The organism is Mycetocola zhujimingii (assembly GCF_003065425.1).
In the GTDB taxonomy this organism is placed as follows: domain Bacteria; phylum Actinomycetota; class Actinomycetes; order Actinomycetales; family Microbacteriaceae; genus Mycetocola_A; species Mycetocola_A zhujimingii.
This window is the reverse complement of record NZ_CP026949.1, coordinates 2,054,925-2,075,690: the sequence shown is the minus strand read 5'-3', so window position 1 is coordinate 2,075,690 and position 20,766 is coordinate 2,054,925. Positions and strand designations below refer to the sequence as shown.

The following is a 20,766-nucleotide window of genomic DNA, read 5'->3' as shown; positions in this document are numbered from 1 at the left end:
CTGAAGAAAAATATCCCGCCGATTTTCTCTGGGATGCCGAGCACTCTGAGCGCGCCTCACTGTAGGCTGGGCGAAAATCGAATATCGGGCCGCACACGCGATGCGGGAGAGCCGGGCTTGCCCGGCACCGAAGGAGCAAGCCTCCCTGCCAATCTCTCAGGTCTCTGTACCGCATCGAACTGGCCACTCTGGAAAGTGAACGCCTGGCGTTCCGCCGACGGTGAAAGCCGCCAGCCGTGATCGACGGCTGTGCGAGCGAAACTCTCAGGCCCATGACAGAGAGGGAGTTCCTCAGGCACCTCGAGTGCCGCAGCCGCTTTTTGCGATCGTCGCCGACGTGCGACACCTGGAGAACTCGTGTCAGATCCCGTACCAGAACGCACCAGCCCGCTCGCCGCGGTCCATTCCGAGCTCGGAGCGAGCTTCACCGATTTCGCCGGCTGGCAGATGCCCGTGCGCTACACCAGCGACCTCGCGGAGCACGCGGCGGTGCGGAGCGCCGCAGGCATCTTCGATCTCTCTCACATGGCCGAGATCCTCGTGTACGGGCGGGATGCCGGCCGATTCCTCGATTTCGCTCTCGCCGGACGGCTGTCATCGATCGACGTCCTGCAGGCGAAGTACAGCCTCCTGCTCACCGAGGCGGGCGGCATCCTCGACGACGTCGTGGTTTACCGGCTCGGTGACACGACGTACCTCGTCGTCGCTAACGCGGGTAACCGGGATGCCGCTGCCGCCGCGTTGTCTGAGCGGGCCGCCGGGTTCGAGGTCACCGTCGACGACCAGAGCGACGACTACGCCCTCATCGCCGTTCAGGGCCCGAACTCACGGATTATCCTCGAGCAGACGACGGGTTTCAGCGAGCTCAGCGTCCCTCTCGACGAACTGCGCTACTACCGGGCAACCGACGGGTTTTTCAATGGTGTGCCCCTCATCATCGCGCGGACCGGCTACACCGGCGAAGACGGATTCGAGCTCTACCTCAGGGCCGACGCGGCCGTGCTGCTGTGGCGCGCTCTCGAAGAAGCGGGCGAAGCACACGGGCTCGTCCCCGCCGGGCTCGCGAGCCGCGACACGTTGCGCCTCGAAGCGGGGATGCCGCTCTACGGCCACGAACTCGGCACCGAGACGTTCCCCGTGCAGGCCGCTCTCGGCCGGGTGGTCGCACTCTCCAAGGAGGGTGACTTCGTCGGCCGGGCGGCCGTTGAGGCCGGGCCGGCGGACGACGCTCGCGTGCTCGTCGGGCTGACCGCTGAGGGCAGGCGTGCCGGCCGAGCGGGCTACCCGGTGATGTCCGGCGATGCAGAGGTCGGGACCGTAACGAGCGGTGCGCTGTCACCGACGCTGGGGCATCCGATCATGATGGCGTACGTGGACCCCGCCGCCTCGACGCCCGGCACCGAACTTGCCGTCGACGTTCGAGGCACTCGAATTCCCGCAACAGTCACCACACTGCCGTTCTATCGGAGAGAGAAGTAAGCCATGTCGGACAAGACCACACTGAAGTACACCCCGGAACACGAATGGCTCGAGATCGACGGTGACATTGCGACCGTGGGGATCACGGACTACGCCGCCGACAAGCTCGGCGATGTCGTCTTCGTCGAACTCCCCGCTGTCGACAGCGAACTCGCGTCGGGAACGGTCGTCGGCGAGATCGAGTCGACCAAGTCGGTCGGCGAACTCTTCGCGCCGGTCAACGGCTCGGTGGTCGAGGCGAACGCCGCCGTCGTCGATGACTCCGCCCTCGTCAACAGCGACCCGTTCGGCGATGGCTGGTTGATCAAGGTGCGGTTCACCGAACTGCCGTCGAACCTGCTCAGCTGGGACGAGTACTCAGCACTGGTCGGTGAGTGATGCGCGAGCTGTTCTCTGAGCGTCACATCGGAACGGATGCCGTTGCGCAGGCGAGCATGCTGGCATCCGTCGGCTACGACACCGTCGACGCGCTCGTTGAGGCTGCACTGCCGGAGTCCATCCACGTCGCCGATCTGGCGAGTTCGTCGATTCCTGCCGCGGCCACGGAACGCGAAGCGCTCGCCGAATTGCGCGAGCTCGCAGACGCGAACACGATACGGACCTCGATGATCGGGCTCGGTTACTACGGCACCCTCACCCCGGCCGTGATCAAGCGCAACGTGCTCGAGAACCCGTCCTGGTACACCGCGTACACGCCGTACCAGCCGGAGATCTCGCAAGGCCGCCTCGAAGCGCTCATCAACTTCCAGACCATGGTCACCGACCTCACCGGCCTCGACACCGCCAACGCGTCGATGCTCGACGAGGGCACCGCTGTCGTCGAGGGCATGCTTCTCGCGCGTCGGGCGTCGAAGCTCACCTCGACGGTGTTCGTCGTCGACACCGATGCCTTCCCGCAGACCAAGGCTCTCCTCGCGAGCCGCGCCGAGGCGGTCGGCATCGACCTCGTCGAGCTCGACCTTGCCGGTGGCGCAGAGCTGCCCGAGGCCTGTTTCGGTGTCTTCGTGCAGTACCCGGGGGCTTCAGGACGTGTCTGGAACCCGGCATCCGTTCTCGCATCGATCAGGGAGAAGGGCGGCCTCTCCGTGGTCGCGGCCGACCTGCTCGCCCTCGCGCTGCTCACCTCTCCCGGTGAACTCGGTGCGGACATCGCGGTCGGGACGAGCCAGCGCTTCGGCGTGCCGATGGGCTTCGGCGGGCCGCACGCTGGCTACATGGCTGTGCGCAAGGGACTCGAACGGCAGCTGCCCGGTCGGCTCGTCGGGGTCAGTCAGGATGCCGCCGGTCACCCGGCCTACCGACTCACGCTGCAGACGCGCGAACAGCACATCCGCCGCGAGAAGGCGACGTCGAACATCTGCACGGCACAGGTGCTCCTCGCCGTGATGGCCTCGATGTACGCCGTCTATCACGGACCGGTCGGCATCCGTCGGATCGCCACCGAGACCGCTCGTCGGGCGGATGCCCTCGCCACGGTTCTGACGAGCTACGGCCTCACGCTCGCGAGCGAGTCGTTCTTCGACACTCTGCGTGTGCACGTCCCCGGCGAGGCCGCAACGATCATCGAGCGCGCTCGTGAACTCGGCATCAACCTGCACCTCGTCGACGATGCAACCGTCGGGATCTCCGTGGATGAGACGACGACGGATGCCGACCTGCGGGCTGTCGTGGTCGCCTTCGGGTTCTCTCGCGATGAGACCATCGGTGACGGGGCTGAGTCCGCGCGGTTGCCGGAGGACCTGTGGCGTACGAGCGAGTACCTCACGCATCCGGTGTTCAACACGCACCACTCCGAGACCGCCATGATGCGGTACCTCAAGCAGTTGGCCGACCGCGACTACGCGCTCGACCGCGGCATGATCCCGCTCGGTTCGTGCACGATGAAGCTCAACGCCGCGACCGAGATGGAGGCGATCACCTGGCCCGAGTTCGCCGGGCTGCACCCCTACGCTCCCGAGGCTGATGTGCTCGGCTACCTCGGGCTGATCGAACAGCTCGAGAGCTGGCTGGCCGAGGTTACCGGGTACGACTCGGTGTCGCTCCAGCCGAACGCGGGCAGCCAGGGCGAGCTTGCCGGTCTCCTTGCCATCCGCGGATACCACCGGGCGAACGGTGATCTGAACCGCACCACCTGCCTGATTCCCTCCAGCGCGCACGGTACCAACGCGGCATCCGCGGTGCTTGCCGGCATGAAGGTCGTCGTCGTTGCCTGCGACGACATGGGCAACGTCGACCTCGACGACCTGCGAGCGAAGGTCGAGGAGCACGCTTCTGACCTCGCCGCGCTCATGATCACGTACCCGTCGACGCACGGCGTCTACGAGCACGAGATCACCGCGATCACGCAGGCCGTGCACGACGCCGGTGGACAGGTCTACGTCGATGGCGCCAACCTCAACGCGCTGCTCGGGTACGCCCGGTTCGGCGACTTCGGTGGAGACGTCTCGCACCTCAACCTGCACAAGACGTTCTGCATCCCGCACGGTGGGGGCGGCCCCGGTGTCGGTCCCGTCGCGGCGAAGGCGCACCTCGCGCCGTTCCTGCCCGGCCACCCGATGGCGCAGCGCGACGACCACGGTGCGTACACCCACGCCGGCGGACCGGTGTCGGCGGCGCCGTACGGCAGCCCGAGTATCCTTCCGATCTCGTGGGCGTACGTGCGCATGATGGGGGCAGAGGGACTCAAGCAGGCAACGGGCGCTGCCGTTCTGGCGGCGAACTACATCGCCGTGCGTCTCCGCGATCACTTCCCTGTGCTCTACACCGGAGACAACGGACTGGTCGCACACGAGTGCATCCTCGACCTGCGTCCGCTGCGCGAGGCGACCGGCGTGACCGTCGACGACGTCGCCAAGCGGCTCATCGACTACGGGTTCCACGCACCGACGATGTCGTTCCCGGTCGCCGGCACCCTCATGGTCGAGCCGACCGAGAGCGAAGACCTCACCGAGATCGACCGGTTCATCGACGCGATGATCGCGATCAAGGCCGAAGCGGATGCCGTCGGCGCGGGAACGTGGCCGGCAAACGACAACCCGCTCGTGCACGCGCCGCACACGGCGCAGGCGGTCATCGAGGGGGAGTGGGAGCACGCGTACACCCGTGAGCAGGCCGTTTATCCGGTGAAGTCGCTCGTGCGGACCAAGTACTGGCCGCCCGTGCGTCGCGTCGACAACGCGTATGGTGACCGCAACCTCGTGTGTGCGTGCCCGCCGCCCGAGGCGTTCGAGTAGCGGCACCCAACACAGGCAATCGCACGGTTAGCAGGACGATCTCTCGAGTTCTCGCCTGATATTCGTGCGATTGCCTGTTAACCCGACCACGCTGGCCACTCCGACCACCCTGAGAAAAGGAAAACAGCGCCAGGCAAGGACCATATCGCCACTTTTTTCGTTATCTCGGCCCGTTTTCCTTATCTCAGCGTCTCGCCCCGGGCCGCGGACGGGGTGAGCATTTTCTCCTCAGCTCAAACAATGGGAGGAAGGCGCGGGGCACCGGGTGCGGCTCGGATAGACACCGCGTTCTTGCCCCGCTCCTTCCTCCCATAACTCGGCACCCCGAAAACGCTCACCCCGCCCGCCCAGATAAGGACAAATGCCCCAGACAAGGATCAAGCCTCAGCTTTGGTCCTTAGCTGGACCCTGTTTCCTTATCTCGGGCGGGGAGGAAGTCTGGGCGGGGAGGATGTTTTCGGGGTGCGAGTTATGACGACGAACGCCCCCGGACTGCCCGGCCCTTCACGCCAAGACGAGCGAACCCGCAACCACAGAGATGGTTGCGGGTCGCCGTTTCGTTGAGAGATTTCCTTGGTAAGGGCTGCCGCCGTTCGTGAGGCTTCGCCTCACGGAGCTGAGGAGAAAACGTCCTCCCCGCCCGTACCCGAGTCGGGCACCCGGTCGGGCACCCGAACCGGGCTACCGACCTAGTGCGACGATGCCTTCTCCGCACCGTGTCCGGTGAGAGAGCGCACCTCCATCTCGGCTGCGATCCGCGGGTCTTCCTTGACCTTCGAGGTGACGGTCCCGAGCCAGCCCAGCAGGAAGCCGAGCGGAATCGACACGATACCCGGGTTGTTGAGCGGGAACCAGGAGAAGTCCACGTCCTTGAACATCGAGGTCTCCGCGCCGGAAATGACCGGCGAGAAGATGATCAGGATCAATGCCGATGCGAGCCCGCCGTACATGCTCCACAGCGCACCACGGGTGGTGAACTTGCGCCAGAACAGCGAGTACAGGATGGTCGGCAGGTTCGCGCTCGCCGCGATGGCGAACGCGAGGGCGACGAGGAACGCGATGTTCTGTCCCTGAACGCCGATTCCGCCGGCGATAGCCAGCAAGCCGATCGCCACGACGGTGATCCGCGCCACCTTCACCTCGCCGTTCGGGGGAACGGCACCCTTCTTGATCACGTTCGCGTACACGTCGTGAGCGAAGGAGGTTGCCGCGGTGATGGTGAGACCCGCAACAACCGCGAGGATCGTCGCGAAAGCAACGGCGGAAATGATGCCGAGCAGAATCGACCCACCCAGCTCGAACGCGAGCAGTGGGGCAGCCGAGTTCACTCCACCGGGTGCGGCGAGGATCCGCTCCGCGCCGACGAGGTACGCGGCGCCGTAGCCGAGCACCAGGGTGAACAGGTAGAACAGGCCGATGAGCCAGATGGCCCACACCACGCTGCGTCGGGCTTCCTTCGCGGTCGGCACCGTGTAGAACCGCATGAGTACGTGGGGGAGACCGGCAGTTCCGAGCACGAGCGCGAGCGCAAGCGACACGAAGTCGAGGCGTGACGTACCCGTTGCTCCGTACTGCGCACCCGGGTTGAGGATGTCCTCGCCAGCGACGGCGACCGCCTGGCCGAGAAGGGCCGACAGGTTGAAGCCGTTGAGAGCGAGTACCCAGACGGTCATCACTCCAGCGCCCGCGATGAGGAGCACAGCCTTGATGATCTGCACCCAGGTGGTGCCCTTCATACCGCCGATGAGTACGTAGGCGATCATGATGATGCCCACGACGGCGATGACAACGGACTGGCCGACCCGATCGTTGACTCCGAGGAGCAGCGACACGAGTCCACCGGCGCCCGCCATCTGCGCGAGCAGGTAGAAGAAGCACACCGCGAGGGTTGCGGTCGCGGCCGCGAGGCGGACCGGGCGTTCCTTCAGGCGGAAGGAGAGGACATCCGCCATCGTGAACTTGCCCGTGTTCCGAAGCAGTTCAGCGACGAGAAGGAGTGCAACGAGCCACGCCACCAGGAAGCCGATGGAATAGAGGAAGCCGTCGTATCCGTTCACCGCGATGGCGCCGCAGATACCGAGGAATGACGCGGCAGACAGGTAGTCGCCCGCGATTGCGGTTCCGTTTTGTCCGCCGCTGAATGAGCGGCCGGCAGCATAGAAGTCGTTCGCCGTCTTGTTCGAGCGCGATGCCCGGATAACGATGATGAGCGTCACGACGACGAACGCCGCGAAGATGGAGATGTTCAGGACGGGATCACCAACAGTTTTCATGCTCGCTCAGCCTCCTCGAGCTCGTTGCGGAATTTCTCTGCGGCCGGGTCGAGTTTGCGGTTGGCAAACGAGACATACCAGGTGGTGATCGCGAATGTGGTCACGAACTGGCTGAGTCCGAGGATGAGGCCGATGTTGATGTTGCCGATGACCTTTGTCGCCATGAATTCGTGCGCGTAGTCCGCCAGCAGAACGTAGGCGAAATACCAGAGCAGGAACGCAACGGCCAGCGGGAAGACAAAGCTCCTGTGTGTGCGTTTGTGAGCGATGAAGTCCGGTGACTCTTCTATCGCGATGTAGTCGATAGCCGTTCCTGGGGTGTGGGTACCCGTGTCGTCGTGTGGCATGGTCCTCCTCAAGTTCGCGCGGCGTCGCGCGGCGCACCACCCTGTGCGCTGGGGCAACACTAATGGTTTGTTGCGTTGCCAAACAAGAGGTGGGATCGCCTACCGGGGCACCGCGAAAAACTCGGGGAACAACCCGACCGCCAGCGGATAACCCACAAACGACACGACATCGAGCAACAGGTGCGCGATGACGAGGGGCATCACCCTGCCCCACCTTCGGTAGCACCAGCCGAACACAATGCCCATCGCGACGTTGCCGAAGAACGGCCCGATGCCCTGATAGAGGTGATAGCTGCCTCGGAGGAGTGCGGTCGACAGGATGATGGTCCAGTCCGACCAGCCCCGCTCTCTCAGCCGGGTGAACAGGTAGCCGATCACAATGACCTCTTCGACGAGCGCGGCGCGAAGGGCGGAGAAGATCAGGATCGGTACGGTCCACCAGTGGGTGTCGAGGGGCGAGGTCTCTATCCCCACGGTGATTCCCACGAGCCGGCCGATGAGATAGAACGCTATGCCGGGGATGCCGATGGCGAGAAAGAGGACGACGCCGCGTCGAACGTCACGACCGGGTTCGGCAAAGGTGAGGCCGATTCGCGCCGCACCACTCGCGGACGCGGTCCAGAGCAGATACAGCGCGAGCGCAACGACGAAGAGTTCGAAAAAGATCCCGAGGAACTGGTACGTGAAGTCCAGCCACTCCCGCTCACTGCGCGACTGATTGAGACTCGCGCTCTGGTCGGAAAGGGGAACACCTGACGTCAATCGGTCGGTCAGCGACACAAGCGAGTAGACGGCGGATGCGCCGACGGAGAGACCGAGAACGATGGCGATTTCCCACCACGCGCGCCTGGCCGGGGTTATCACCATTGCACCTCCGTACCGTCTCTGAGGCCATCCTTGCCGAAGAATTGCGCCGAACGAGCCTTCTGAGCAGAAAATGTGCGAATTAGCCAATATTTCGCACATCACGTTTCCAGTAAGTAACGATTCACCCGACAAATTTGCAGTTGGGGTGAAGCGCTACCTATGGTTCTTGTATCCAGCACCGCAGTCGGGGCATAAAACTGTCTGCCGTGCGCACTCGCACAGGAGGAAAATTGAAAAGATCACGCGTAGGCCTTAGCGCCGTCGCGCTGTTGTCTGTCGGCGCCCTGGCGCTCACGGGCTGCAGCAGCAGCGGTGGCTCGACTGAGAAGTCGTCCGGGGCTGACACTGACGCAATCATCACCACGAACGGCAGCGAGCCGCAGATGTCTCTGCTCCCCGCCAACACCACCGAAACCGGTGGCGGGAAGATCATGACCTCGATCTTCGCCGGACTCGTCTCGTACGACGCCGAAGGCGCCATCGAGAACGAAGTTGCCGAGTCCATCGAGTCTGACGACGCCACCAACTGGACCGTCACTCTCAAAGATGGCTGGAAGTTCACCAACGACGAAGAAGTCACATCGGAGTCGTTCGTCGACGCATGGAACTATGCGGTGCTGTACGACAACGCTCAGGGTGGCTCGTACTTCTTCGACAACATCGTCGGATTCTCCGACCTGCAGAACTCGAAGGACGACCCCAGCGGCGCCGTTGACGAAGAGGGAAACCCGATTCAGGTCGGCGACCCGCTCGCTGAGGAGATGTCGGGACTGAAGGTTGTCGACGACAAGACGTTCACCGTCGAACTCTCGGTTCCTGAGGCTGACTGGCCGCTTCGTCTCGGCTACACGGCATTCATGCCGCTGCCGAGCGCAGCGTTCGAAGACATGGAAGCCTTCGGCGAGAACCCGATCGGCAACGGTCCGTACATGCTCGACGGCGAAGGCGCCTGGGTTCACGAGGAAAAGATCAACCTCGTCACCAACCCGGACTACGAAGGCGTTCGCAAGCCCGTCAACGGCGGCCTTGAGATCATCTTCTACGCCACGCAGGATGCCGCGTACGCGGACGTCCTCGCGGGTAACCTCGATGTTCTCGACGCTATCCCGGACTCGGCATTCGAGACCTACGAGAGCGACTTCGGCGACCGTGCAGTGAACCAGGCTGCCGCGATCTTCCAGGGCTTCAACATGCCGTACTACCTCGAGCACTGGAGCGGCGAAGAAGGCAAGCTCCGTCGTGCCGCCATCTCGATGGCAATCAACCGCGAAGAGATCACCGACGTGATCTTCCAGGGAACTCGCACCCCGGCAACCGACTTCACCTCGCCGGTGATCGACGGCTGGACCGACGACCTCGAGGGCGCTGAAGTACTCGAATACAACCCCGACGAAGCCAAGAAGCTGTGGGCAGAGGCTGACGCCATCGCACCATACGGCGACACCGTCTTCGACATCGCGTACAACTCTGACGGTGGCCACCAGGGCTGGGTCGACGCTGTGACCAACAGCATCGCGAACACCCTCGGCATCACCGCACAGGGCAAGCCGTACCCGACGTTCGCAGCAGCGATCGACGACCGCGACAACGACAAGCTGACCGGTGGAACGCGCGCCGGATGGCAGGCTGACTACCCGTCGCTGTACAACTTCCTCGCTCCGCTGTACGTCACAGGCGCCGGATCGAACTACGAGGACTACTCGAGCGAAGAGTTCGAAGCACTCCTCGAGGAAGGCGCAAGCGCGTCCAACGTCGAAGACGCAACCGCGAAGTACCAGGAAGCACAGGAAGTCCTGCTCAAGGACCTCCCGGCCATCCCGCTGTGGTACTCCAACGTGACCGGTGTCTCGGCTGACACCGTCGACAACGTGGTGTTCGGTTGGGACTCCGTCCCGCTGTACCACGAGATCACCAAGGGCTAGGCTCACCCAGCCCAGACCGCACAAGTGAAATGTCCGGGGCGAATTCGCCCCGGACATTTCATTGACTAGAATCAACCAGTGATTGTGACAACCATGTACGTTCGACCCGGCGAAATAACCTGATGCTCTGGTACACAGGTAAACGCATTCTTCAGATGATCCCCGTTTTTTTCGGGGCCACCTTCCTCATCTACTTCATGGTGTTCTCCCTGCCAGGGGACCCCATTGCCGCGCTGTTCGGTGACCGGCCTCCCGCGCCGAGCGTCATCGCGCAGATCCGGGCCGAGTACAACCTCGACAAGCCCTTCATCGTGCAGTACTTCCTGTACATCGCCGGGCTCTTCCAGGGTGACCTCGGAACCACATACTCCGGCCGCCCCGTCGCCGATGTGATGGCATCCGCTTTCCCCGTCACCGCACGCCTCGCGCTCCTCGCGCTCGTCTTCGAAGCGTTCGCCGGAATCCTCGTCGGCCTCATCGCCGGCCTGCGCAAGGGCAAGTGGTTCGACACCAGCGCACTCGTCGTGAGCCTCCTGCTCATCTCCGTGCCGACCTTCGTCATCGGCTTCGTTGCGCAGTATGTCTTCGGAATCCAGCTGGGCTGGTTCCGGCCCACGGTCTCGGGCGACGCGCCCTGGAGTGAACTCGTTCTCCCCGCGCTCGTACTCGCATCGGTGTCGTTCGCCTACATCGTCCGGCTTACCCGCGCGAGCGTGGCAGACAACCTCAACGCCGACTTCGTCCGAACGGCCACCGCGAAGGGCCTCTCGCGCCGTCGGGTTGTCACAGTGCACGTGCTGCGCAACTCGCTCGTTCCCGTCGTCACCTACCTCGGTGTTGACCTCGGTTCGCTCATGGTCGGTGCGATCGTCACAGAGGGCATCTTCAACATCAACGGTGTCGGTGGAACCGTCTACCGGGCGATCACCCTCGGCGAGGGTCCGACCGTCGTGTCGTTCATCGCCGTGATGGTGATCATCTTCGTGGTCGCCAACCTGCTCGTCGACCTGCTCTACGCGGCACTTGACCCAAGGATTCGCTATGCAAAATAAGAAATACGCTTCACAGGGTCATTACGTCGCGCCGCTCGAGGAAACTCCCGTTGCAGCGATCGACAAACTGGACGAGTCCCAGAAAGCACGCAGCACGTGGGCGGATGCCTGGGAGTCGATGCGTCGTCGACCGACGTTCTGGATCTCGGCGGTTCTGATCTTCATCATCGCGGTCGTCGCGCTGTTCCCCGGCCTGTTCACCTCGGTCGCACCGAACTCGAACTGCCTGCTCGCCAACAGCAACGGCAGCCCTGAGGCAGGACACCCGTTCGGGTTCACCCGCCAGGGCTGTGACGTCTACTCCCGGGTCCTCTTCGGAACCCAGGCCTCGGTGACCGTCGGACTTCTCGCAACCGCCCTCGTCACCCTCGTCGGCATCGTTATCGGTTCGCTCGCCGGGTTCTACGGCGGATTCCTCGACGCACTCGTCTCGCGCGTCGGCGACATCTTCTTCGCCATCCCGACCGTCCTCGGTGCGATCGTTCTCATGAGCGTCCTGCCTGACCGCACGCCGATCACTGTCGCGCTCGTTCTCGCGATCTTCGCCTGGCCACAGGTCGCCCGCATCATGCGCGGTGCTGTGCTCAGCGCAAAGAACTCGGACTACGTGATGGCGTCGATCGCGCTCGGGGTATCGAAGTTCAAGATTCTCCTGCGTCACGTCATCCCGAACGCGATAGCGCCCGTCATCGTCATCGCGACGGTGTCACTCGGAACGTTCATTGTTGCTGAGTCCACCCTGTCCTTCCTCGGCATCGGCCTCCCACCGAGCGTCATGTCGTGGGGTAACGACATCGGCCAGGCGCGGACATCGGTCCGCACCAGCCCGCAAACGCTGCTCTACCCGGCAGCAGCGCTTTCACTCACCGTGCTCTCGTTCCTCATGCTCGGCGATGTCGTCCGTGATGCACTCGACCCGAAGGCGAGGGCACGTCGATGAGCCAGCCAGTAACGGATGCCGTGGCGTCGCCGCGCGATTCATCCACCGAACCGCTTCTCCAGATCCGTGACCTCGAGGTCGGATTCCAGACGCAGCGAGGCATCGTCCCCGCCGTGCGTGGCGTCGATCTCACTCTCTACGCCGGGCAGACGCTCGCCATCGTGGGGGAGTCCGGTTCCGGCAAGTCGACGACCGCGCAGTCGATCATCGACCTGCTCCCGGGAACCGGAAAGGTTACCGGCGGACAGATCCTGTTCGAGGGTCGCGACCTGACAACGCTCTCGCCCCGCGAGATCCAGGACGTTCGGGGAAACCTGATCGGTTACGTCCCACAGGACCCGATGTCGAACCTCAACCCGGTGTGGAGCATCGGATTCCAGGTCGAAGAGGCCATCAAGGCGAACAACATTGCCCAGGGCAAGGAAGCGCGCCTGCGCACCATCCAGGTCCTCCAGGAGGCCGGGCTGAGCGACGCGGGTGACCGCCTCAAGCAGTTCCCGCACCAGTTCTCCGGCGGCATGCGTCAGCGCGTGCTGATCGGAATCGGCCTCTCCAGCCGTCCGAAGCTGCTCATTGCCGACGAGCCGACGAGCGCGCTCGACGTCACAGTGCAGCGTCAGATCCTCGATCACCTCGGAACCCTCACGCGTGACTATGGCACGAGCGTACTGTTCATCACCCACGACCTCGGCCTGGCAGCCGAACGTGCCGAGCAGCTCGTCGTGATGTACCAGGGCAAGGTTGTCGAGTCCGGGCCGTCGCAGGAGATCCTCGCGAACCCGCAGCACCCGTACACGCAGCGTCTCGTTGCAGCGGCTCCGAGCCTCGCGTCCCGGCGCATCCAGGCTGTCAAACAGCACGAAGAAGCCGAGACCGAGATCTTCTCGGAGGGCGCCATCGACACGACGCTCCTCGAGCGCGCGGCCGAGCGTGAGAACGCGGCGCCGGCCAGGGACCTCATCTCCCTTCGCAACGTATCGAAGGTGTACCGGATCCGTAAGCAGGGGTTCCGTCACGACGAACTGAAAGCCGTCAACGACGTGTCCTTCGGTGTCCAGAAGGGCACGACGACAGCGCTGGTCGGCGAGTCGGGGTCGGGTAAGTCGACCGTCGCCAAGCTCCTGCTCCAGCTCGAGTCGATCACGAGTGGTGAGATCGAATTCGACGGTCAGGATGTCGCCGGCCTCCGTGGTGCAGAGCTTCTGAAGTTCCGCCGCCGCGTTCAGCCGGTCTTCCAGGACCCGTACGGTTCGCTCGACCCGCAGTACAGCGTCGGGAACACCATCGCCGAGCCGCTTCTCGCTCACAAGGTCGGTTCGGCGCGCGAGCGTCAGTCGCGCGTGCTCGAGCTGCTCGACCAGGTGTCGCTTCCGTCGTCGACCCGCTACCGCTACCCGAGTGAACTCTCGGGCGGCCAGCGGCAGCGCATCGCGATCGCGCGTGCACTCGCGCTCAAGCCCGACGTTCTGGTGCTCGACGAGGCGGTGTCGGCGCTCGACGTTCTCGTCCAGGGCCAGATCCTCAACCTCCTCACCGAGCTGCAGACCGAGCTTGGCCTGACCTACCTCTTCATCACGCACGACCTCGCGGTCGTGCGGCTCGTTGCTGACAACGTGTGCGTGATGAGGAAGGGACAGATCATCGAGTCGGCGACGACCGATGAGGTCTTCGACAACCCACGCGAGGTATACACGCAGGAACTGCTGGCGGCGATCCCCGGAGGCAACTTCGAGTTCGGTCGCTAAGGCGAACTGTTCACAAGAAGCACCGGTGCGACAGACACGGCAACTACGGTTGGCGGACCTGTCGCTCCGGTGCTTCTTTGCGTGAACCTGAGATCCGTCCCAGCGAGCCGAGGGCAGAGTGCAGTAAGATAATCTGTTGGGTCGGATTCTGGCCCGCATCTGTACATTTCCCGTCGCGCTCATACTCTCGCGACATCTCTTCTTGTAAGGAATTTCTTCATGGCGCTTGCTTCGCGCGACGACCTCCGAAACGTAGCCATTGTCGCTCACGTTGACCACGGCAAGACGACGCTGGTTGACGCCATGCTCCGTCAGACGGACTCATTCGCCGAACACGCGCACCTCGAAGAGCGCGCCATGGACTCGAACGAGCTCGAGCGCGAAAAGGGCATCACGATCCTCGCGAAGAACACCGCGGTGTCCTACAAGGGCAAGCACGCCGCCAACGGTCCGATCACGATCAACGTGATCGACACCCCCGGCCACGCCGACTTCGGTGGAGAGGTCGAGCGCGGCCTGTCCATGGTCGACGGTGTCGTCCTGCTCGTCGACGCGAGTGAGGGCCCGCTGCCGCAGACCCGCTTCGTGCTCCGTAAGGCACTCGAGGCCAAGCTTCCCGTCATCCTCCTGGTCAACAAGACCGACCGCCCCGACGCGCGTATCGACGAGGTCGTAGCCGAGAGCCAGGACCTCCTCCTCGGCCTCGCGAGCGACATGGCCGACGACGTTCCTGACCTCGACCTCGACGCCGTCCTCGACGTGCCCGTTGTCTACGCATCAGGCCGCAATGGCGCTGCGAGCTGGAACAAGCCCGAGAACGGCACCCTGCCGGACAACGATGACCTCGAGCCGCTGTTCGACGCCATCATCAAGCACATCCCGGCTCCCGTCTACGACGACGAGCACCCCCTTCAGGCTCACGTCACCAACCTTGACGCGTCCCCGTTCCTCGGTCGTCTCGCTCTGCTGCGCATCTTCCAGGGCACGATCAAGAAGGGCGAGACCGTCGCCTGGGTCAAGTACGACGGATCCATCCACAACGTGCGCGTCACCGAGCTCTTCATCACCAAGGCGCTCGACCGTTACCCCGCCGAAAGCGCTGGCCCTGGGGACATCGTCGTTGTCGCCGGATTCCCCGACATCACCATCGGTGAGACGCTCGCCGACCCCAACGATGTCCGCCCGCTCCCGACGATCACCGTCGACGAGCCGGCCATCTCGATGACCATCGGTACCAACACCTCGCCGCTCGTCGGCAAGGTCAAGGGACACAAGCTCACCGCACGCATGGTGAAGGACCGTCTCGACCGCGAACTCGTCGGTAACGTCTCGCTTCGCGTGCTCGACATCGGCGCTCCGGACAAGTGGGAGGTGCAGGGCCGAGGCGAACTCGCCCTGTCGATCCTCGTCGAGCAGATGCGTCGTGAAGGCTTCGAACTCACCGTCGGCAAGCCGCAGGTCGTCACCAAGAAGGTCAACGGCAAGACTCACGAGCCGTACGAGCACCTCACCATCGACGTCCCCGAGGAATACCTCGGTGCCATCACCCAGCTCCTCGCTGCGCGCAAGGGCCGCATGGACAACATGGCGAACCACGGAACCGGATGGGTTCGTATGGAATTCATCGTTCCGTCGCGTGGTCTCATCGGCTTCCGCACCGAGTTCATGACGCTCACCCGCGGCACCGGAATCGCCAACGCGATCTCGCACGGCTACGACGAGTGGGCCGGCCCCATCGTCACCCGTAACAACGGTTCGATCGTTGCCGACCGTTCGGGTGTTGTCACGCCGTTCGCCATCATCGCCCTCCAGGAGCGGATGACGTTCTTCGTCAACCCGACCGAAGAGGTCTACGAGGGCATGGTCATCGGCGAGAACTCGCGCAACGACGACATGGACGTCAACATCACCAAGGAAAAGAAGCTGACAAACATGCGTCAGTCGACCTCGGACACGTTCGAGTCGATGACGCCGTCACGCCAGCTGTCGCTCGAGGAGTGCCTCGAGTTCGCCCGCGAAGACGAGTGCGTCGAGGTCACACCGGCCATCGTCCGCATCCGCAAGGTCGAGCTCGACGCCAACGCCCGCGCGCGCAACACGAGCCGCCTGAAGAAGCAGAACGAGTAACACTCTTACGCACACCTTCGAAGCGCCCGGGATCGAGAGACCCCGGGCGCTTCGTTCGTCCCGCTACTCTGGATCCCATGTCCTGTACCCGATTGCCGGCTTCCCGGGTCGGCCACGGGCCGGTTGTCACCGGTCAGTCACACGGATGAGCCGGCAAGCCCCCCGAACGCCCCGAACGCCGGAGCAGCTCGCCGCGCGCCAGGGCGTTGCTGTCGGTGTTGCCACGGCTGCATACGGTGTCTCCTTCGGTGCGCTGGCGGTTGCAGCAGGTCTCGACATCTGGCAGGCATGCGTGCTCAGCCTCTTCATGTTCACCGGCGGATCCCAGTTCGCCCTCGTCGGCGTCCTCGCGTCGGGCGGAATTGCATCAGCTCCCGCCGCCATCGCCAGTGCCGTGCTGCTGGGCTCCCGGAACACGGCGTACGGCATGCGGATGAAACCGGTGGTCGGCCGTGGCTGGCCCCGTGACGTCGCCGCGGCGTGGTTGACCATCGACGAGTCGGTGGCGGTTGCCCTTGCGCAGAAAACCGCCACCGCGAGTCGCACGGGGTTCTGGGTAACCGGACTTGTCGTTTACATCGGCTGGAACCTCACCACCTTCGCCGGTGCCCTCATCGGTGACCTGCTCGGAGACACCCGCGCGTACGGACTCGATGCCGCGGCTGCTGCGGCGTTCCTCGGTTTGCTGTGGCCTCGCCTCCGAAGGAAGCAGGCACTCGTCGTCGCCGGGGGAGCGATGGTGGTTGCCGCGGTCCTCCTCCCGTTCGCTCCGAGCGGCGTGCCCGTCATCGCCGCCGCGCTGGTCGCCGTCCTGGTCGGTGTCACCAACTGGTTCGGGACCCGGGATGGGGCGGCTGTCTCGTGACCCTCTGGAACGTCATACTGCTCGCGTCGATCGCCTGCGTCGCCTTGAAACTCGCCGGTTACGCTGTGCCGGCACACTGGCTGGAGAAACCGGTGCCGTCGAGGATCGCCGAACTTCTCACGGTCGCCCTTTTGGCCGCTCTCATCGTCGTGCAGACCATTGGTGACGGAGTCGGCGTTGTGCTTGACGCCCGCGTACCAGCCCTCGGTGTTGCTGCGGCGCTCTATGCGCTCCGGGTGCCGTTTCTTATCGTCGTGATCGCTGCCGCGGCAGTTGCGGCACTGTTGCGGGCCGTGGCCGGCCTGGCCTGACCGTCGGGGCTTGGCCTGTCGGTCGAGGCTGCGGATGGGCACGGCCGCGTCCTGCCACCGACACGGGCCACCCATGTGGGCTGGGTACACTTGCCCGGTGAGTGGATACAACGGCGGACTGGGCAGTAACAACGAACCGGCGGGCAACGGGCCAACGAGTCATAGCCCTGCCGGGGCTGATCAGACGGGCGCATGGCCCGGCGTCCAGGCCACCCGTGAGACCTCCGTACCGGCGACGGGGGCTGAGCCTTCCGGCGGGCGTAACCGGGCTGTCAGCTGCGTACTCGGGTTCGTCGTCGGAGCGGTATTCGGCGCTGTAGGCACCGTCCAGCACCAGACGACACTCACCCTCGGTTCATTCAGCTTTCCCCTCGGCCTGATCCTCTCGCTCGTCGGCGTACTTGCCCTCCTCATCGGCCTGCGCCTGCTTATCGGCGATCGCCTCGTTGTTCTCCTGGCTGCGGTCGGTGTCGTTGGTGTGATCGCGCTTCTCTCGGTGCAGAGCCCCGGCGGCTCCGTGCTGATCCCGCAGGGTCTCGCCGGGCTGGTGTGGACCATTGGGCCGGTCCTCATCGCGACGGTCGTCGTTGCGTGGCCGCGGCTGCCTGAACGGCCCCGGACGCCATCCGCCACGATGGGTGAGGCGTAGACTTGACTGAGCCGTCTTTCGAAGGGACTGACCAACTGTGACCTATGTCATCGCCCTCCCGTGCGTGGATGTCAAAGACCGAGCGTGCATCGATGAGTGCCCCGTTGACTGCATCTACGAGGGTGAGCGTTCGCTGTATATCCACCCCGACGAGTGCGTCGACTGTGGAGCCTGTGAGCCGGTATGCCCCGTCGAGGCCATCTACTACGAGGATGACCTTCCCGAGGAATGGGCCGACTACTACAAGGCGAACGTCGAATTCTTCACCGAGGTCGGTTCGCCCGGCGGAGCAGCAAAGGTCGGAGTCATCAAGTACGACCACCCGGTCATTTCTGCCCTGCCGCCGCAGGCCGGCGTCTGAGGCGTGGCGCTCTCACCGCTTCCCGATTACCCGTGGGATGCCATGGTGCCGTTCGCTGCCCGCGCCAGGCAGCACCCTGACGGAATCGTCGACCTCTCCATAGGTTCTCCCGTCGACCCCACTCCAGAGGTGGTGCGTGTCGCGCTGTCCGAAGCGACAGACGCACACGCGTACCCGACAACGGCCGGCACACCGGCCCTCGCCGAGGCCATCGTCGGATGGTTCGCCAGGCGGCGGTCGGTCCCCGGCCTTCTCCCGTCCAACGTGCTGCCGACCATCGGTTCGAAGGAACTCGTCGCGCTCCTGCCGTTCATGCTCGGTATCGGTGAGGGCGACACGATCGTGCACCCCCGGGCCGCTTACCCCACCTATGCCATCGGAGCGGCGATGTGTGGAGCCAGCGCTGTGGCATCCGATGATCCGGCCCAATGGCCGGAAGGCACGAAGCTGATCTGGCTCAACTCGCCTGGCAACCCCGACGGGAACGTGCTCGACGTCGACTTTCTCCGCGTTGCCGTGGCCAGGGCTCGCGAACTCGGCGCACTCATCGTGAACGACGAGTGCTACGCAGAACTCGGCTGGAGCGGCCAGTGGGCCACCGCGCCGGTTCCGTCCATCCTCGACCCGCGGGTCACCGGAGGGAACGTCGACGGCATCCTCGCCATTTACTCACTCAGCAAACAGTCGAACATGGCCGGGTACCGCGCTGCATTCGCCGGGGGCTGTGCGGCGACGATCGCTCGGTTGACGACGGTGCGCAAACACGCGGGACTGATGGTGCCAGCGCCGCTGCAGGAGGCGATGATCGCCGCCCTGGGCGACGACGAGCACGTTGCCGAGCAGAAGGCGCGCTACGCCGCCAGGCGGGCCGAGATCCTGCCAGCGCTCGAGGGCGCCGGGTTCCGTCTCGACCGTTCGGAAGCCGGGCTGTACCTGTGGATGACCAGGGGCAGGGATGCCTGGGAGTCCATTGGCTGGCTCGCTGACCGCGGTATCCTCGCCGGGCCCGGAACGTTTTACGGCGACTTCTTTCCCGAGCACGTCAGGTTGTCGCTGACGGCGACCGACGAGAGGATTGCGGCTGCGGCGCTGCGGCTTTCCCGCGACGGCGTTGGAGCATAGCTCCAATGAGTCCGGCCGGTCGTTGGCGGATGCGGTAGTTGGCCGGTCAGCCGATTAGGCTGTATCCGGACCCGTCGCCGCGGCCACACATTCGCGGGGCAGGAACGCCGCACAATCACCTGGAACAACCAGTACAAGGAGGCGCCGTGGGCGACGTCGAGCAGGAGTCAAGCGCAGTGACAGAGAAAGCTACCCTGACCTACCCGGGCGGAACCGCAGAGTTTCCGATCCTGAAATCGAGTCAGGGCGCATCGAGCCTTGACGTCTCAACGCTGACACGCCAGTCGGGGCTCACAGCGCTCGACTACGGGTTCGTGAACACGGCAGCGACGAAGTCGTCGATCACCTACATCGACGGCGACCAGGGAATCCTGCGCTACCGCGGCTACCCGATCGAACAGCTCGCTGCGTCGTCGACGTACCTCGAGGTCGCGTGGCTTCTCATCTACGGCGAGATGCCGACGGCCGACCAGCTCGGCGAATTCGACGAGAAGATCCGTCGCCACACGCTGCTGCACGAAGACCTCAAGCACTTCTTCTCGGCTCTGCCGCACACGGCGCACCCGATGGCCGTCATCTCCAGCGCCCTCTCCGCTCTCTCCACGTACTACGAGTCAGCGGCGGACCCCAGCGACCCCGAACAGGTCGAGCTGACCACCATCCGCCTGCTCGCGAAGCTCCCCGTCATCGCGGGCTACGCACACAAGAAGGCGACCGGTCAGGCGTTCCTCTACCCGGACAACAGCCTGAGCTTCGTCGACAATTTCCTTCGGCTCAACTTCGGCAACATGGCCGAGCCGTACGAGATCGACCCCGTGCTCTCGAAGGCACTCGACCGCCTGCTCATCCTCCACGCCGACCACGAGCAGAACGCGTCGACGTCGACGGTGCGCCTCGTCGGTTCGACCGGTGCCAACCTCTACGCGTCGGTGTCAGCCGGCATCAACGCACTGTCGGGACCCCTGCACGGTGGCGCGAACGAAGCAGTCCTCGAGATGCTCGGCCGCATTCGCGATTCGGGCGAGGGCGTTTCGAAGTTCGTCGAGCGGGTCAAGAACAAAGAAGAGGGTGTCAAGCTCATGGGCTTTGGACACCGCGTCTACAAGAACTACGACCCGCGCGCGAAGATCGTCAAGGAAAGCGCAGACGAGGTGCTCGCGCAGCTCGGCGTCAGCGACCCGCTGCTCGACCTCGCGAAGGAACTTGAGCAGATTGCGCTCGAGGACGACTACTTCAAGGAACGTCGCCTGTACCCGAACGTCGACTTCTACACCGGCGTCATCTACAAGGCGATGGGCTTCCCGACCCGGATGTTCACCGTACTGTTCGCCATCGGCCGCCTTCCCGGCTGGGTGGCTCACTGGCGTGAGATGAACGAGGACCCGCAGACCAAGATTGGTCGCCCACAGCAGCTGTACACGGGTTCGGCCGCTCGCGACCTCCCGCAGCGTTAGCCGAGGCCACCTGCAGGCA

Annotated in this window: 17 protein-coding genes and 2 riboswitches; of the genes, 14 read left to right on the top strand and 3 right to left on the bottom strand. The window is 64.3% G+C overall.

Translation table 11 applies throughout. From position 1 onward, the window contains the following. The first annotated feature begins 93 nt into the window (after positions 1–93). Positions 94–182, top strand: a riboswitch (glycine riboswitch). 1 nt (position 183) lies between these two features. After that, a riboswitch (glycine riboswitch) is annotated at positions 184–286 on the top strand. A gap of 71 nt (positions 287–357) precedes the next feature. Genes gcvT through gcvP form a run of 3 tightly spaced genes read left to right on the top strand, consistent with a single transcriptional unit; the run spans position 358 to position 4,712 of the window. Then, positions 358–1,479: a glycine cleavage system aminomethyltransferase GcvT gene (gcvT, locus tag C3E77_RS09885; RefSeq protein WP_108391477.1), complete on the top strand. Its 1,122-nt coding sequence runs from the start codon at positions 358–360 to the stop codon at positions 1,477–1,479. Between the two features lie 3 nt (positions 1,480–1,482). Further along, a complete protein-coding gene (gene gcvH / locus C3E77_RS09880) occupies positions 1,483–1,857 on the top strand; it encodes a glycine cleavage system protein GcvH (RefSeq protein WP_108391476.1) in 375 nt (124 codons plus the stop codon). Next, positions 1,857–4,712 carry an aminomethyl-transferring glycine dehydrogenase gene (gene gcvP, locus C3E77_RS09875; protein WP_108391475.1) on the top strand — a complete coding sequence of 952 codons (2,856 nt, stop codon included), beginning with the start codon at positions 1,857–1,859 and terminating at the stop codon, positions 4,710–4,712. The genes gcvH and gcvP overlap by 1 nt, the downstream gene beginning before the upstream one ends. 689 nt (positions 4,713–5,401) lie before the next feature. On the opposite strand, the gene C3E77_RS09870 is transcribed toward gcvP, so the two are convergent. The 3 genes from C3E77_RS09870 to C3E77_RS09860 form a co-directional block, all read right to left on the bottom strand. Beyond that, the gene (locus C3E77_RS09870; RefSeq protein ID WP_108391474.1) at positions 5,402–6,985 is read right to left on the bottom strand and encodes a monocarboxylic acid transporter; all 1,584 of its coding nucleotides are present in this window, start codon (positions 6,983–6,985) and stop codon (positions 5,402–5,404) included. Continuing rightward, positions 6,982–7,332, bottom strand: a complete 351-nt coding sequence (locus C3E77_RS09865; protein WP_108391473.1) for a DUF485 domain-containing protein — start codon at positions 7,330–7,332, stop codon at positions 6,982–6,984. Before C3E77_RS09865 ends, C3E77_RS09870 begins: the two co-directional genes overlap by 4 nt. 99 nt (positions 7,333–7,431) lie before the next feature. After that, entirely contained in the window at positions 7,432–8,199 is a 768-nt protein-coding gene (locus C3E77_RS09860) for a CPBP family intramembrane glutamic endopeptidase (protein WP_108391472.1), read from the bottom strand. 230 nt (positions 8,200–8,429) lie between these two features. On the opposite strand from C3E77_RS09860, the gene C3E77_RS09855 reads away from it, so the two are divergent. The 11 genes from C3E77_RS09855 to C3E77_RS09805 all read left to right on the top strand — a co-directional run bounded on the left by C3E77_RS09855 (position 8,430) and on the right by C3E77_RS09805 (position 20,747). Continuing rightward, complete coding sequence (locus C3E77_RS09855) at positions 8,430–10,121, top strand: peptide ABC transporter substrate-binding protein (protein ID WP_108391471.1); 1,692 nt, start codon at positions 8,430–8,432, stop codon at positions 10,119–10,121. Between the two features lie 122 nt (positions 10,122–10,243). Next, positions 10,244–11,173: an ABC transporter permease gene (locus C3E77_RS09850; RefSeq protein ID WP_108391470.1), complete on the top strand. Its 930-nt coding sequence runs from the start codon at positions 10,244–10,246 to the stop codon at positions 11,171–11,173. Continuing rightward, a complete protein-coding gene (locus tag C3E77_RS09845) occupies positions 11,163–12,113 on the top strand; it encodes an ABC transporter permease (protein WP_108391469.1) in 951 nt (316 codons plus the stop codon). The genes C3E77_RS09850 and C3E77_RS09845 overlap by 11 nt, the downstream gene beginning before the upstream one ends. Next, a complete protein-coding gene (locus C3E77_RS09840) occupies positions 12,110–13,858 on the top strand; it encodes a dipeptide ABC transporter ATP-binding protein (RefSeq protein WP_108391468.1) in 1,749 nt (582 codons plus the stop codon). The genes C3E77_RS09845 and C3E77_RS09840 overlap by 4 nt, the downstream gene beginning before the upstream one ends. 219 nt (positions 13,859–14,077) lie before the next feature. Further along, positions 14,078–15,985 carry a translational GTPase TypA gene (gene typA, locus C3E77_RS09835; RefSeq protein WP_108391467.1) on the top strand — a complete coding sequence of 636 codons (1,908 nt, stop codon included), beginning with the start codon at positions 14,078–14,080 and terminating at the stop codon, positions 15,983–15,985. 145 nt (positions 15,986–16,130) lie between these two features. Next, a complete protein-coding gene (locus C3E77_RS09830; RefSeq protein WP_108391466.1) occupies positions 16,131–16,850 on the top strand; it encodes an AzlC family ABC transporter permease in 720 nt (239 codons plus the stop codon). Then, positions 16,847–17,161: an AzlD domain-containing protein gene (locus C3E77_RS09825; RefSeq protein WP_108391465.1), complete on the top strand. Its 315-nt coding sequence runs from the start codon at positions 16,847–16,849 to the stop codon at positions 17,159–17,161. The genes C3E77_RS09830 and C3E77_RS09825 overlap by 4 nt, the downstream gene beginning before the upstream one ends. A 97-nt stretch (positions 17,162–17,258) precedes the next feature. Next, positions 17,259–17,810, top strand: a complete 552-nt coding sequence (locus C3E77_RS09820) for a DUF6113 family protein (RefSeq protein WP_198412135.1) — start codon at positions 17,259–17,261, stop codon at positions 17,808–17,810. Between the two features lie 37 nt (positions 17,811–17,847). Continuing rightward, a complete protein-coding gene (fdxA, locus tag C3E77_RS09815) occupies positions 17,848–18,171 on the top strand; it encodes a ferredoxin (RefSeq protein ID WP_108391464.1) in 324 nt (107 codons plus the stop codon). Between the two features lie 3 nt (positions 18,172–18,174). After that, positions 18,175–19,293: a succinyldiaminopimelate transaminase gene (gene dapC / locus C3E77_RS09810; RefSeq protein WP_108391463.1), complete on the top strand. Its 1,119-nt coding sequence runs from the start codon at positions 18,175–18,177 to the stop codon at positions 19,291–19,293. A 146-nt stretch (positions 19,294–19,439) separates the two neighbouring features. Beyond that, positions 19,440–20,747: a citrate synthase gene (locus C3E77_RS09805; protein WP_416046377.1), complete on the top strand. Its 1,308-nt coding sequence runs from the start codon at positions 19,440–19,442 to the stop codon at positions 20,745–20,747. Positions 20,748–20,766 lie beyond the last annotated feature (19 nt).